11 protein-coding genes and 1 tRNA gene are annotated in these 13,952 nt (G+C 70.3%); 8 read left to right on the top strand and 4 right to left on the bottom strand.

What is annotated here, in order from left to right:
• Positions 1-80: 80 nt before the first annotated feature.
• Entirely contained in the window at positions 81-881 is an 801-nt protein-coding gene (locus D459_RS0101740; RefSeq protein ID WP_017591264.1) for a helix-turn-helix domain-containing protein, read from the bottom strand.
• A 100-nt stretch (positions 882-981) separates the two neighbouring features.
• Positions 982-1,067 (bottom strand) — tRNA-Leu (locus D459_RS0101745).
• Positions 1,068-1,203: 136 nt separating this feature from the next.
• Here D459_RS0101745 and D459_RS0101750 point away from each other — a divergent pair.
• The 5 genes from D459_RS0101750 to D459_RS0101770 all read left to right on the top strand — a co-directional run bounded on the left by D459_RS0101750 (position 1,204) and on the right by D459_RS0101770 (position 6,415).
• On the top strand, positions 1,204-1,770 hold the full coding sequence (locus D459_RS0101750) for an ANTAR domain-containing response regulator (RefSeq protein WP_017591265.1): 567 nt from the start codon (positions 1,204-1,206) through the stop codon (positions 1,768-1,770).
• Positions 1,771-2,232: 462 nt separating this feature from the next.
• Positions 2,233-3,648, top strand: a complete 1,416-nt coding sequence (locus D459_RS0101755; protein ID WP_020380023.1) for an ABC transporter permease subunit — start codon at positions 2,233-2,235, stop codon at positions 3,646-3,648.
• Between the two features lie 13 nt (positions 3,649-3,661).
• Positions 3,662-4,648 carry a branched-chain amino acid ABC transporter permease gene (locus tag D459_RS0101760; RefSeq protein ID WP_017591267.1) on the top strand — a complete coding sequence of 329 codons (987 nt, stop codon included), beginning with the start codon at positions 3,662-3,664 and terminating at the stop codon, positions 4,646-4,648.
• A 28-nt stretch (positions 4,649-4,676) separates the two neighbouring features.
• Complete coding sequence (locus D459_RS0101765; RefSeq protein WP_017591268.1) at positions 4,677-5,525, top strand: ABC transporter ATP-binding protein; 849 nt, start codon at positions 4,677-4,679, stop codon at positions 5,523-5,525.
• Positions 5,525-6,415, top strand: a complete 891-nt coding sequence (locus D459_RS0101770) for an ABC transporter ATP-binding protein (protein ID WP_017591269.1) — start codon at positions 5,525-5,527, stop codon at positions 6,413-6,415. The genes D459_RS0101765 and D459_RS0101770 overlap by 1 nt, the downstream gene beginning before the upstream one ends.
• A gap of 305 nt (positions 6,416-6,720) precedes the next feature.
• On the opposite strand, the gene D459_RS0101775 is transcribed toward D459_RS0101770, so the two are convergent.
• Both D459_RS0101775 and D459_RS0101780 read right to left on the bottom strand, forming a co-directional pair.
• Complete coding sequence (locus tag D459_RS0101775; RefSeq protein WP_017591270.1) at positions 6,721-7,953, bottom strand: ABC transporter substrate-binding protein; 1,233 nt, start codon at positions 7,951-7,953, stop codon at positions 6,721-6,723.
• A gap of 319 nt (positions 7,954-8,272) precedes the next feature.
• Positions 8,273-8,689 carry a PaaI family thioesterase gene (locus D459_RS0101780; protein WP_017591271.1) on the bottom strand — a complete coding sequence of 139 codons (417 nt, stop codon included), beginning with the start codon at positions 8,687-8,689 and terminating at the stop codon, positions 8,273-8,275.
• Positions 8,690-8,776: 87 nt separating this feature from the next.
• Between D459_RS0101780 and polA the strand changes: the two genes are divergently transcribed.
• The 3 genes from polA to rpsA all read left to right on the top strand — a co-directional run bounded on the left by polA (position 8,777) and on the right by rpsA (position 13,883).
• Positions 8,777-11,542 carry a DNA polymerase I gene (gene polA / locus D459_RS0101785; protein WP_081620405.1) on the top strand — a complete coding sequence of 922 codons (2,766 nt, stop codon included), beginning with the start codon at positions 8,777-8,779 and terminating at the stop codon, positions 11,540-11,542.
• Between the two features lie 43 nt (positions 11,543-11,585).
• Complete coding sequence (gene arfB, locus D459_RS0101790) at positions 11,586-12,017, top strand: alternative ribosome rescue aminoacyl-tRNA hydrolase ArfB (RefSeq protein ID WP_017591273.1); 432 nt, start codon at positions 11,586-11,588, stop codon at positions 12,015-12,017.
• Positions 12,018-12,392: 375 nt separating this feature from the next.
• Positions 12,393-13,883, top strand: a complete 1,491-nt coding sequence (rpsA, locus tag D459_RS0101795; protein WP_017591274.1) for a 30S ribosomal protein S1 — start codon at positions 12,393-12,395, stop codon at positions 13,881-13,883.
• Positions 13,884-13,952: the final 69 nt, after the last annotated feature.

Consider the following 13,952-nt stretch of genomic DNA (forward strand, 5'->3'; position numbering starts at 1 on the left):
CGACCAAACTCACGGGTTGTGCCCAGGTTGTAGCCGTGATGTGACCGCCGGGAGCACCGGGGGATCTGAGCCTTCCGCAATCAGCTTTTCGGCCCGATGAAGGTGTCGAGCAGAGCGACGGAATCCCGTTTGGCGACGGAGAGGATGCCGGCGTCGCGGTGCTTCTCGTTCTTCAGCTTCTGCCAGCGCAGGGTCCACTCGACCCCGATGAGGTCGAGGGAGCGGATGAGGATGACGTGGATGTCGGGGGAGGTGTTGCTGAAGAAGTACCGGGGGTAGTCGTAGTACTTCCACTCGCCCCGGACTTTCCGGCGGACCCGGTTGTTGATCCGGCAGCCGTCGGAATGGAACAGTCCGCGGGCGAGCCCCTGGGGATATTCGTTCACTATTTCTTCCTGCCACTCGGCCAGGAGGATTCGCCGACTGTGCTTCTTGCCGGGGCCGTGTTGGGGGAACACGCAGGGCCAGTGCTTCGAGGCGGCCTTCACCTCGGTGCAACCCACCCGCTGGACACGGAAAGGCGTGCACGGGAAGACCTTCCCCATGCTCTCCTCGCACTGGCGGATGAGTGAGGGGTAGGAGTCGGTGCAGAAGACGGAGAGGTAGTGGACACCGCGCCGGTGGCGGGTGATGTGGCCGTCTCCCAGGTAGAGCCCGAGCAGATAGGAGTAGGCGGGCCGGTCTAGGGCGGCTTTTGAGCAGATGGGGCAGTAGGTGGTCCGGTTCGCACGACGAAGTTCGGTCTCGGGGGCGCGCCGGCGGCCGGTGCGCCAATGGCGTACGGATTGGATGGAGACGCCGAGTGCGGTGGCGACTTCTCGGTCGGTCCAACCGAGGGTGTGCAGCAGGAGGGCTTCGTCCACGGTTTCGCGGGGGTACATGGGTCAAGGGTCGCCCATTGAGTCGAACTCGCGTTCGATATCCACAGGAAAAAAATAAGAGGCGCTGACGCGCCTCGGGGTTCCCTGTGGATAATTTGCCTGGTGCCGGAAGTGGGATTCGAACCCACAAGCCCAAAGGGCAATCGCTTTTGAGGCGATCGCGTATGCCGATTCCGCCATTCCGGCTCTATTTCCTGACATCTTCTCGGATGTGTTAGATGTCCGGTTTTGTCTGGAGAGGCCGCCCCTGAAGAGCAAGCCGACGTCCCGGAGTCTACACGTTCTCGGTACCCTCGTGTCCGTGACGACGACGCAGAGCCGCGTGGTGATCGCGGAAGACGAGGCCCTGATCCGGCTGGACCTCAAGGAGATGCTTGAGGAGGACGGCTATGCCGTGGTGGGGGAGGCGGGCGACGGTGAGACCGCGGTGCGGCTCGCCGGCGAGCTCAAACCCGACCTCGTCATCCTCGACATCAAGATGCCGGTGCTGGACGGCCTGTCGGCGGCCGAGCGGATCGCGGCCGAGCGGATCGCTCCGGTCGTCATCCTGACCGCGTTCTCCCAGCGCGACCTGGTGGAGCGGGCGCGGGACGCCGGGGCGATGGCCTATCTGGTCAAGCCGTTCAGCAAGACCGACCTGGTGCCGGCCATCGAGATGGCGGTCAGCCGCTACGCCGAGCTGTCCGCGCTGGAGGCCGAGGTCAGCGGGCTGCAGGACCGGCTGGAGACGCGCAAGCTGGTGGAGCGGGCCAAGGGCCTGCTGCAGAGCCGGCACGGGCTGAGCGAGCCCGAGGCCTTCCGCTGGATCCAGAAGAACTCCATGGACCGCAGGCTGACCATGCGCAAGGTGGCCGAGACCGTGGTCGAGACCCTGGAGCAGGAGGGGTAGCCCCCGGCGGGCGGCGGGCCCTCTCCGGGCTCCGCCCTGCCCCGCCCTCGAAGGCGCTCCGCTGCGCGCGACGCCCCCGGCCGGTTCCGGCCGGGGGCGTTCTGCGTGCGGGCCCTGTGCCGGCCCTGTGTGCGGGGGATCCGTGTACGGAGCGGAGCCGTGCGCTCGGGCGGAGCGCCGCGCCCGGCCTCCGCCGTGCGGGCGGCCGACCTCCTCTCATTTTGGAAGTGTGCAGGTCAAGAGGGGTGTGGTGGTTTCCGAGGCGACGGGTGTTGCGATCCGGTCACGGATTCGCACGAAGGGGTACCGGTTGCATCACGTCGCATTAGCGATGCTGAAAGCCTCCGATAAACCGGGCTAAACTCGCGCCACCGATGGATACCTCCCGGTTCCGGACGAACCGTCTGGAACCGTCAGTTCTCAGATGCGCAAGGAGCGCGCGTGCGCACACGCCTCGTGACTGTGCTGCTCGCCGTGATCGCCGCTTTCATGGTGATCCCAGGGGCGGCAGCGGCAGACGCCCAGGGCGGTGAGAACCTCAACGGTCAGATTCGTCAGCCCACCACCGTCGAAGGCCTGGAGATCACGGTCTACGAAGGTACGGAAGGCGACGAGGTGATCGGTGAGGCGACCACCGACTCTGAGGGAAGATGGGAAGTCGAGTTGCCCGGTCCGGGCGACTACCGGGTCGTCCTGGATGAGGAGTCGGTCCCCGACGAGTACGTCGTGCCGGAGAAGCCCGGCAGCGAGCTCGAGGTCGAGGTCCGGCCCGACCAGCAGCGGACGGTGGTCTTCCGGCTGCAGACCCCGGAGGAGGCCGCAGAGGAGTCGGCTTCGCCGAGCGCGGAGGACGACGCCGAGGGCGGCGCCGGCGCCGGTGATGACGGTGCGGCCGGGGACGAGGGCGCCGAGGAGGTGCCCGGCGTGGACGCGGGGGCCTCGTTCGGCGACAAGTTCGTCCAGCTCGCCGTCTCGGGCGTGATCTTCGGTCTGATCATCGCGATCTCCTCGGTGGGGCTGTCGCTGATCTTCGGCACCACGAAGATGATCAACTTCGCCCACGGCGACATGGTCACCTTCGGCGCCTTCATGGCGATGATGTTCAGCACGATGACGGTCTTCTCGTCGCTGCACGATTCGGTGGCGGACGTGCCGGTCCTGGGCTTCCTGCTCAACCCGCTGGTGGTGGGGCTGGTCCTGGCGGTGGTGCTGGGCGGCGGGCTCGGCATGTTCCTGGAGCGCTTCCTGTGGCGCCCGCTGCGCAAGCGGCATGTGGCGCTGATCCAGATGTTCATCGTGACCATCGGCGTCTCGCTGATCCTGCGCCATGTGCTGCTGGTGCTCTTCGGCGCCCGCCGGGAGAAGTACGAGCAGTTCCGGATCCAGGAGCCGCTGGAGCTGGGGCCGCTGTCGATCACCCCGCGGGACCTGTCCATCCTGCTGCTGTCGGTGGTCGTGCTGGTGCTGGTGGCGAGCATGCTGCAGTTCACCCGGATCGGGAAGGCGATGCGGGCGGTGGCCGACAACCGGGACCTGGCCGAGTCGTCGGGGATCGACGTGGACCGGGTGACGCTGTACGTGTGGGGGCTGGGCGGCGCGCTGTCGGCCCTGGGCGGCGTCTTCTACGGGCTGAACCAGACGGTGCACTGGCAGATGGGCTTCCACCTGCTGCTGCTGATGTTCGCCGGGGTGATCCTGGGCGGTCTGGGCACCGCGTACGGGGCGATGGTCGGCGGCCTGGTGGTGGGTCTGGTGGCCATGCTGTCCACGCTGTGGTTCTCGCCGCAGCTGATGAACGTCTGGGCGCTGGGGATCATGATCCTGGTGCTGCTGGTCCGGCCGCAGGGCATCTTGGGCCGCCGCGAGCGAGTGGGCTAGGGGAGATACGGCGATGGACTTCTGGAACATCATCTCGACCTCCCTGACGACGGCCATCGGCCCGATCGCGGCGATCTATGTGCTGGCGGCGATCGGCCTGAACATGCATTTCGGCTACACCGGGCTGCTCAACTTCGGCCAGGTGGGCTTCATGCTGGTGGGCGCGTACGGCGTGGGCGTGGGCGTGGGCACGTTCGGCCTGTCGCTGTGGGCGGCGCTGCTGCTGAGCGTGGCGTGTGCGACGGTGCTGGCGCTGCTGCTGGGCATTCCGACGCTGCGGTTGCGGGCGGACTACCTGGCGATCTCGACGATCGCGGTGGCGGAGGCGCTCCGGTTGCTGTACCGGGCGGAGTTCGCGCGGCCGCTGACCGGTGGCGTGTACGGGAGGCAGAGCCTGGCCGCCGGGTTCATCGCGGCCAACCCGATCCCGTCGGGCCGGTACGGCGTGGCGGGCGTGGAGTTCAGCGCGAACCAGCTGTGGACGATGCTGGTGGCGTGGGCCCTGGTGGCGGTGGCGCTGCTGCTGACCTGGGCGCTGATGCACAGCCCGTGGGGCAGGGTGATCAAGGGCATCCGGGAGGACGAGGACGCGGTCCGCAGTCTGGGCAAGGACGTGTTCGTCTACAAGATGCAGAGCCTGGTGCTGGGGGGTGTGCTGGGCGGTGTGGCCGGCGCGCTGCTGGCGATCCACCAGCAGAACATCACGCCGGACCAGTTCATGCCGCAGGTGACGTTCTACCTGTGGGCGATGCTGCTGCTGGGCGGTGCCGCGCGGACGTTCGGCGCGGTGCTGGGCCCGATGGTGCTGTGGTTCCTGCTGACGGCGTTCGACGAGACGCTGCGGTCGCTGCTGACGATCGGTGCGCTGCCGTTCCTGGACGGCGGGGACATCGGTGCGCTGCGGCACGCGTTCGTGGGGTTGGCGCTGGTGCTGCTGATCGTGTACCGGCCGCAAGGGCTCATCGGCAACCGCAAGGAGATGCTGGTCAATGTCAAGTGAGGCGAGTGCGGCGCGGGCCGCGGACCGCATGGCCGGTGTGGAGCCGGTGCCGGGTGTGCCGAAGCCGGATCCGATTCTGAAGGCGAGCGGGGTGCGCCGTTCGTTCGGCGGGCTGACCGCGGTGGACGTGGAGCACCTGGAGGTGCAGCGGGGGACGATCACGGCGCTGATCGGTCCGAACGGCGCGGGCAAGTCGACGCTGTTCAACCTGCTGACCGGGTTCGACCGGGTGGATGCGGGCGAGTGGTCGTTCGAGGGGCGCCGGCTGAACGGGCTGGGCGGGCACCGGGTGGCCCGGCAGGGCATGGTGCGCACGTTCCAGCTGACCAAGGCGCTGACCCGGTTGACGGTGCTGGACAACATGCTGCTGGCGGCGCCGGGGCAGGTGGGGGAGCGCTTCTTCGGGGCGCTGTACCCGCCGGCGTGGCGGCGGCAGGAGGCGGTTCAGCGGGAGCGGGCGATGGACCTGCTGCGCCGGTTCAAGCTGGACGCGAAGAAGGACGATCTGGCGGGGAGCCTGTCCGGCGGTCAGCGCAAGCTGCTGGAGATGGCGCGCTCGCTGATGGTGGATCCGTCGATGGTGATGCTGGACGAGCCGATGGCGGGGGTGAACCCGGCGCTGGTGCAGTCGCTGCTGGGGCATATCACCGCGCTGCGGGACGAGGGCATGACGGTGCTCTTCGTCGAGCACGACATGGACGTGATCATGGGGATCAGCGACTGGATCGTGGTGCTGGCGCAGGGGCGGGTCATCGCGGAGGGGCGGCCGGAGGACATCCGCTCCGATGAGCGGGTGATCGACGCCTATCTGGGGACCCGGCACGATGAGCCGGGCGGGGACGGCGAGGCCGCGCGGGGCGCGGAGGAGGAGGCCTGATGGGCGACGTCGAGCGCGGCGCCGGAGAGGCCGCGGAGGCCCCGGGGACCGGGAAGGCCGCGGAGGCGGCGGAGGCGGCGACGGCCGCCGAGGGCGCCGCGGCGCTGCAGGACGCCCGGGAGGAGGTGCTGGAGCACGCGGGCGTGGGCCCGGTGCGGGACTACGGGGAGTACCTGCTGGTCGCCGATGAGCTGGTGGCGGGGTACATCCCGGGGGTGAACATCCTCAACGGGTGCACGCTGACGCTGGCCGAGGGCGAGGTCGTGGGCATCATCGGCCCGAACGGCGCGGGGAAGTCGACGCTGATCAAGACGGTGTTCGGGCTGCTTCCGGTGCGTTCGGGGGAGTTGGTGCTGCGTGGGAAGAGCATCGCGAACCTGAGCGCGCACGAGCTGGTGTCGCGGGGGGTGGGCTATGTCCCGCAGACGCAGAACGTGTTCCCGACGCTGACGGTGGAGGAGAACCTGGAGATGGGCGTGTTCCTGCGCCCGAAGGCGTTCCGGGGCCGGTTCGAGAAGGTGGCGGAGCTGTTCCCGCTGCTGGCGGAGCGCCGCCGGCAGAAGGCGGGGGCGCTGTCCGGCGGTGAGCGGCAGATGGTCGCGATGGGCAGGGCGCTGATGATGGAGCCGTCGGTGCTGCTGCTGGACGAGCCGACGGCGGGGTTGTCGCCGATCTTCCAGGACGAGGTGTTCCACCGGGTCAAGCAGATCAATTCGACCGGGGTGTCGGTGATCATGGTGGAGCAGAACGCCCGCAGGTGCCTGCAGATCTGCGACCGGGGCTATGTGCTGGACCAGGGGCGGAACGCGTACACGGGTACGGGGCGGGAGCTGCTGTCGGACCCGAACGTGATCGAGCTGTACCTGGGCACGCTGGCGAAGGCGGACTGAGGCCTGCCGCGCCGGGGCTCTCTTCCGGTCCGGTGCGGTGTGGGGCGGGGCGGTGTCCGACGGGGGCGCCGCCCCGCTCCGCTGTGCGCGGGGCCGCTCGGTGCGGGGGGTCGCCGTTCTCGGGGCGGTGGTCTCGGTGGTGCGGCCTGCGGGAGCGTTCCGTCGGGGTCGCGCCGCCGGGAGCACCGCGGGACGGGGTGTTCGTCCGGGGAATGGGGAAGGCCCCCGCGCGGGGTCGTCCGCGCGGGGGCCTCCGGTGTGCTCCGGCCCTCGGTGGCCGCCGGTCTTCCGGCCGCCTCCGGGGGTCAGGGGACGGTGATGGCGTCGACCTTGCTGTGCTCGCCCTTGTCGTCGAAGCCGTAGACCTGGAAGGTGGCCTGGGTGACGTCGCCGTTCTCGTCGAAGTTGATCGGGCCGCTCACGCCCTGGTAGTCGATGTCCTCGCCGTCGGCGATGAGCTGCTTGCACTCCTCGAAGGAGGCGCATTCGGTGCCGTCCTTGGAGACGGCCTCCATCTCGCCGACGAATTCGCCGGGCACGTTGCTGCCGGCCTGCTCGGCGGCGAGCGCGGTGACCATCATGCAGTCGTAGACCTGGCCGGCGAACTGGAAGACCTCGAGTTCGGGGGCGAACTCGCGGAGCCCGTTCATGAAGGTGTCCTCGCCGACGTCGGGGGCGGTGCCCTGGAAGCCGGCGATGGTGCCGGGGTCGTCGGAGTCGACCTTCTCGCCGAGGGTCTCGTCGTTCAGGCCGTCGGTGGCGTACATCTGGTCGGCGTTGACGCCTTCCTCGATGAGGCCGGTGATGATCTGGACGCCTTCTTCGAAGGAGACCATGACGACGGCGTCGCTCTGGGCGTTGGCGATCTCGCCGACGACGGCGTCGAAGTTGGGGGCGTTGGGGTCGTAGCCCTCGTTGTAGTCGACGGAGATGCCGTTCTCCTCCAGCGCGTCGGCGGTGGCGTTGGCGAGGCCTTCGCCGTAGTCGTCGGCGCGGTAGGTGATGGCGACGCTCTGGTGGCCGTCGGAGGCGATCTTCTCGGCGAGCACGGGGCCCTGGAGGAGGTCGCTGGGGGCGGTCCGCCAGTAGTAGCCGCTCTCGTCCTCTTCGGCCAGGCCCGGGGCGGTGTTGGAGCCCGAGCACTGGACGACCTCGTTGCTGGTGACGTTGTCCATGATGGCCTGGGTCATGCCCGAGGCGGCGGCGCCGATGATGACGTTGGCCCCGCCGTCGATCAGGCGGGTGGCGGCGTCGTTGGCCTGGGCCGCGTCGTTGGCCTCGTCGCCTTCGAGGAAGTCGGGCAGTTCGGCGCCGTTGACGCCGCCGGCGCCGTTGATCTCCTGGAGGGCGTATTTGGCGGCCTGTTCCTGGGGCGGGCCGAGGTGCGCGAGGTCGCCGGTCTGCGGCAGGACGTAGCCGTACTGCAGGGCTTCGCCGTCCCCGCCGCCTCCGCCTTCTCCTCCACCGCCGCAGGCGGTCAGTCCCAGGGTCAGGGCTGCAGCCGCAGCTGTGAGGCTGATGGCCTTTCTGCTCGGCATCTGAGGTGTCTCCGTTCAAGCCGGCTGGATCGGTGTGGCTTCTGCGCGCTCGGTCCGCGGGTGGGCGGCGTGCTGCGCCGCGCTTAACCGATGGCGTTAGCGGAGCTTAATTCGCGGGCGGCGGGTTGCGGAAGGAGGCGGGAGGGGTTGCTGCCGAGTCGGGTTCATGCCGTTATCGGGTCGTAGTGAAGTCTGAGGTGCTTTGTGAATGGATCGGGGTTTCTTGGCTGACCTGCGAGGATGCCGCGCGGTCCGGGGATGGTGCGGACATGGGAGGGGCCCGGCGGGAGGCGTCCCGCCGGGCCCGGTGCGCGGCCGCTCAGGCGTCGCGGAGCATGCAGGTGAGGCGGGAGGTGCAGACGCGCTTGCCGTCCTCGCGGGTGATCTCGATGTCCCAGGTGGCCAGGGTGCGGCCGGCGTGCACCGGCACGGCGACGCCGGTGATGTGGCCTTCGGTGGCGCTGCGGTGGTGGGTGGCGCTGATCTCGATGCCGACGGCGATCCGGCCCTCTCCGGCGATCAGGGCGGAGCCGACCGAGCCGAGCGTCTCGGCGAGCACGCAGGAGGCGCCGCCGTGCAGCAGGCCGTAGGGCTGGGTGTTGCCGGCGACCGGCATCCGGCCGACCACGCGCTCGGGGGAGGCTTCGAGGAACTCGATGCCCATCCGCTCGCCGAGGCTGCCGCCCCCGCTGCCGGAGCCCATGATCTCGGCGAGCCGTTCGGTGTCCACGCTCATCGCGGTCGGTCCCTTCCGGGGTCGTGCGCGGGGGCGGGTGCGCCGGGCCGCGCGAAAAAGTCCGCCCCGCATCCTAGGATTCCCCATGTGGCGAACACTCAGCAGACCCCCGGACAGAACAGCACGCCCCCGGCCCCGGCAGAGGGGGGTGGAGGCCGCCTGCTGCTGCTGGACGGCCACTCCATGGCCTTCCGCGCGTTCTTCGCGCTGCCGGTGGACAAGTTCGGCACCAGCACCGGGCAGTCCACCAACGCGGTGTACGGCTTCACCTCGATGCTGATCAAGCTGCTCCGGGACGAGCGGCCGACGCACATCGCGGTCGCCTGGGACCTGTCCGGGCCGACGTTCCGCCACGACGCCTACGCCGAGTACAAGGCGGGCCGGGCGGAGACGCCGCCGGAGTTCCCCTCCCAGGTGGAGCTGACCCAGGAGCTGCTGCGGCTGCTCGGGGTGGCGTCGGTGTCGGCGGAGGGGTTCGAGGCCGACGACGTGATCGCGACGCTGGCGGCCCAGGGCTGCGGGGCGGGCATGGAGGTGCTGATCGCCTCGGGCGACCGGGACGCCTTCCAGCTGGTCAACGGCGGCTGCACGGTGCTCTACCCGGGCAAGAGCCTGTCGGATCTGACCCGGATGACGCCGGAGCGGATCGAGGAGAAGTACGGGGTCCCGCCGGAGCGCTACCGGGACCTGGCGGCGCTGGTCGGGGAGAAGGCGGACAACCTGCCGGGCGTTCCGGGGGTGGGCCCCAAGACCGCGGCGAAGTGGATCGTGAAGTACGGGTCGCTGGACGAGCTGGTGGCGCGCGCCGACGAGCTGACCGGCAAGGCGGGGCAGAACTTCCGCGACCACCTCGACGACGTGCTGCGCAACCAGCGGCTCAACCTGCTCGCGCCGGACGTTCCGCTCGCGGTGGGCCTGGCCGACCTGGTGCGCGGCTCGGCCGACCGGAAGGGCGTGGACACGCTCTTCGACGACCTGGAGTTCGCCTCCACGCTCCGGGACCGGCTGTTCGCGGTCTTCGGCGAGGAGGCGGAGGGCGGCGCGGAGGCCGCCGCCGCGGAGGCCGAGGGGTTCTCCGACGAGGTGGAGGCGGCCGAGCCGGGCGGGCTGGGGGCGTGGCTGGCCGAGCACACCGCGCAGGGCCGCACCGGCCTGGCCTTCGAGGGGGAGTGGGGCCGGGGGACCGGCCGGCTCTCCGGGATCGCGGCGGCCGCCGCGGACGGCGCGGCGCTCCACGTCGACCCGGCGGAGCTGGGCGAGGAGGACGAGCGGGCGCTGGCCGCGTGGCTGGCCGACGCGGACCGCCCCAAGGCGGTGCACGACGGCAAGGGGCCGCTGCTGGCCGCCGCCGCGCACGGCTGGGACCTGGCCGGGGTCACCTCCGACACCGCGATCGCGGCCTACCTGGTCCAGCCGGGCCAGCGCAAGGCGGGCCTGGTCGACCTGTGCCGCAGCCACCTGAACAAGGAGCTGGAGCGGCGGCAGGAGGACGGCGGGCAGCTCTCGCTGGACCTCGGCGGGGAGGGGGCGGACGCCGGGGCGGCGGTCCGCGCCGACCTGGCGGTGGCGGCCCGCGCCACCGCGGAGCTGGCCGACCGGCTGGACGTGCTGCTGGAGCAGCGGGGCGCGGCGGGGCTGCTGCGCGACATGGAGCTGCCGCTGGTGCGGGTGCTCGCGGGGATGGAGCGCACCGGCATCGCCGCGGACCGGGACTACCTGGACGGGCTGGAGGGCGAGTTCGCCGCCGAGCAGCGCCGGGCGGTGGAGGAGGCGCACCGGGTGGTGGGCCGGGAGTTCAACCTGGGCTCGCCCAAGCAGCTGCAGCAGGTCCTCTTCGAGGAGCTGGGGCTGCCCCGGACGAAGAAGATCAAGACCGGGTACACCACCGACGCCGACGCGCTGGCCTGGCTGGCCGCCCAGACAGACAACGAGCTGCCCGCGATCCTGCTCCGGCACCGGGACCAGACCCGGCTGCGCACCACGGTGGAGGGGCTGGTCAAGACGATCGCGGAGGACGGCCGGATCCACACCACGTTCAACCAGACGGTGGCGGCCACCGGGCGGCTCAGCTCGGTCGAGCCGAACCTGCAGAACATCCCGGTGCGCACCGACGCGGGCCGGCGGATCCGGCGGGCGTTCGTGGTGGGGGAGGGCTACGACGTTCTGCTCACCGCCGACTACAGCCAGATCGAGCTGCGCATCATGGCGCACCTGTCCGGGGACGAGACGCTGATCGAGGCGTTCGCGACCGGGCACGACTTCCACGCCGAGATCGCGGCGCGGGTGTTCGGCACCGAGGTGGGCGAGGTCGGCGCCGAGGAGCGGGCCCGGATCAAGGCGATGAACTACGGCCTGGCCTACGGGCTGAGCGAGTACGGGCTCTCCCAGCAGCTGGGGGTCGCTCCGAAGGAGGCGCGGGCGCTGATGGACGACTTCTTCGTCGTCTTCGGCGGGGTCCGGGACTACCTGCACGAGGTGGTGGAGCAGGCCCGGCGGGACGGCTACACCGAGACGATCCTCGGCCGCCGCCGCTACCTGCCCGACCTGACCAGCGACAACCGGCAGCGCCGGCAGATGGCGGAGCGGATGGCGCTGAACGCGCCGATCCAGGGGTCGGCGGCCGACATCATCAAGGCGGCGATGATCGACGTGGACCGGGCGCTGGGGGAGAGCGGGCTGCGGGCGCGGGCGCTGCTGCAGGTCCACGACGAACTGGTGCTGGAGGTGCCCGCCGCGGAGGTGGAGGACGTCCGGAAACTGGTTTCGGAGAAGATGGCGGCCGCCTATGATCTGCGTGTGCCGCTGGCCGTGTCGGTCGGCGTGGGCGAGAACTGGCGCGACGCCGCGCACTAGGGGCGCGGGGCGCCCGATCGGACGAGACGGGGAGGGGTCGGCGATGAGCGGGAGCGGTGCGCCGCGGGGCGCCGGCCCGGAGCTGCCCGAGGCCGAGCTGGTCTGGCGGTTCTCCCGGTCGAGCGGGCCGGGCGGGCAGCACGTCAACACCTCCGACACCCGGGTGTCGGTCTCGCTGGACCTGGCCGCCACCTCGGCGCTGACCGAGCGGGAGCGGGAGCGCGCGCTGGAGCGGCTGGCCGGCCGGCTGCGCGGCGGGGTGCTCACCGTGACCGCCTCGGACAGCCGCTCCCAGGCGCGCAACCGGGAGCTGGCCCGGGAGCGCCTGGCGGAGCTGGTGCGCGGGGCGTGCGCGCCGCCGCCCAAGGCGCGCCGGGCGACCCGGCCGAGCCGGGCGGCCCGGCAGCGGCGGCTGGACGGCAAGCACCGCCGCTCCCAGCTGAAGCGGACACGCTCCAGAAGGTTCGAGGACTGACCGAATCCCCGGTGCGGGGCCGGTCCGGGGGCCGTCCCGGCCCGGGGAGCGGCTCTCGGGCCGGGTAGCATGCGCGGAATACGGTCTTGGTCGCATTCGCCGCCCGGATTCCGATTGACCAGGACGCGTGCGTCTCATATTCTGGCCGGAGCATTGAGAACGCGCATGCGCTGTCCGGCCCCACAGACGGTACCGAGGGGCGGGGCGCGCGGCGGGCGCCCCGGTGAAGCGGGGGGCGTGCAGCGGGCGGTGTCAGGGACGGTCTTCCGTTCCTGCTTCTGTCGTCTTCACATCCCTTGCCCGGATCCGGGCGGACGCGTGCGCTCTCGGTGTGACAACTTTCTGCCAATGTCCGTATCCGGAGTCCACCCACACATGACGAGCAGCACCGAGGCCACCTCGACACCCCAGGTAGCGGTCAACGACATCGGGTCCGAGGAAGCCTTCCTCGCGGCGATCGACGAGACCATCAAGTACTTCAACGACGGTGACATTGTCGAGGGCACCATCGTGAAGGTCGATCGAGACGAGGTCTTGCTCGACATCGGCTACAAGACCGAAGGGGTGATCCCCTCCCGGGAACTGTCGATCAAGCACGACGTCGACCCGGGCGAGGTCGTTGCCGTGGGCGACCACGTCGAGGCCCTGGTCCTCCAGAAGGAGGACAAGGAAGGGCGCCTCATCCTGTCCAAGAAGCGCGCCCAGTACGAGCGCGCCTGGGGCACGATCGAGAAGATCAAGGAAGAGGACGGCGTCGTCACCGGCACCGTCATCGAGGTCGTCAAGGGCGGTCTCATCCTCGACATCGGCCTGCGCGGCTTCCTCCCGGCCTCCCTGGTCGAGATGCGCCGCGTCCGCGACCTGCAGCCCTACGTGGGCCGCGAGCTCGAGGCCAAGATCATCGAGCTGGACAAGAACCGCAACAACGTGGTCCTGTCCCGCCGCGCCTGGCTGGAGCAGACCCAGTCGGAGGTCCGCCAGACCTTCCTCAACACCCTGCAGAAGGGCCAGATCCGCAAGGGCGTCGTCTCCTCGATCGTCAACTTCGGTGCGTTCGTGGACCTGGGCGGCGTGGACGGCCTGGTGCACGTCTCCGAGCTGTCCTGGAAGCACATCGACCACCCGAGCGAGGTCGTCGAGGTCGGCCAGGAGGTCACCGTCGAGGTCCTCGACGTCGACATGGAGCGCGAGCGCGTCTCCCTGTCCCTCAAGGCCACCCAGGAAGACCCCTGGCAGCAGTTCGCCCGCACGCACCAGATCGGCCAGGTCGTTCCCGGCAAGGTCACCAAGCTGGTTCCGTTCGGCGCGTTCGTCCGGGTCGAGGAGGGCATCGAGGGCCTGGTGCACATCTCCGAGCTGGCCGAGCGCCACGTGGAGATCCCCGAGCAGGTCGTCCAGGTCGGCACCGAGATCTTCGTCAAGATCATCGACATCGACCTCGACCGGCGCCGGATCAGCCTCTCGCTGAAGCAGGCCAACGAGAGCGTCTCGCCGGACCAGGAGGAGTTCGACCCGACCCTCTACGGCATGGCCGCCGAGTACGACGAGCAGGGGAACTACAAGTACCCCGAGGGCTTCGACGCGGAGACCGGCGAGTGGATGGAGGGCTTCGAGGCCCAGCGCGACGAGTGGGAGCGCCAGTACGCCATGGCGCAGTCCCGCTTCGAGGCGCACCGCAAGCAGGTCGAGGAGGCCCAGGCCGCCGAGGCCGAGGCCGCCGCGGCGCCCGCCCCCTACGAGGGCGAGTCCGAGGGCGGTTCCTCCTCGGGCGGCTCGAGCAGCGGTTCGGAGAGCACCGGCGGTGCGCTGGCCTCCGACGAGGCCCTGGCCGCGCTGCGGGAGAAGCTCGCCGGCGGCGGCGAGTAGCGCTCACCGGCACCCGGTAGCACCTGAGGGCCGCTCCCCGGAAGGGGGGCGGCCCTTCGCCGTGCCCGG

This window comes from Nocardiopsis potens DSM 45234 (assembly GCF_000341105.1).
Classification (GTDB): domain Bacteria; phylum Actinomycetota; class Actinomycetes; order Streptosporangiales; family Streptosporangiaceae; genus Nocardiopsis_A; species Nocardiopsis_A potens.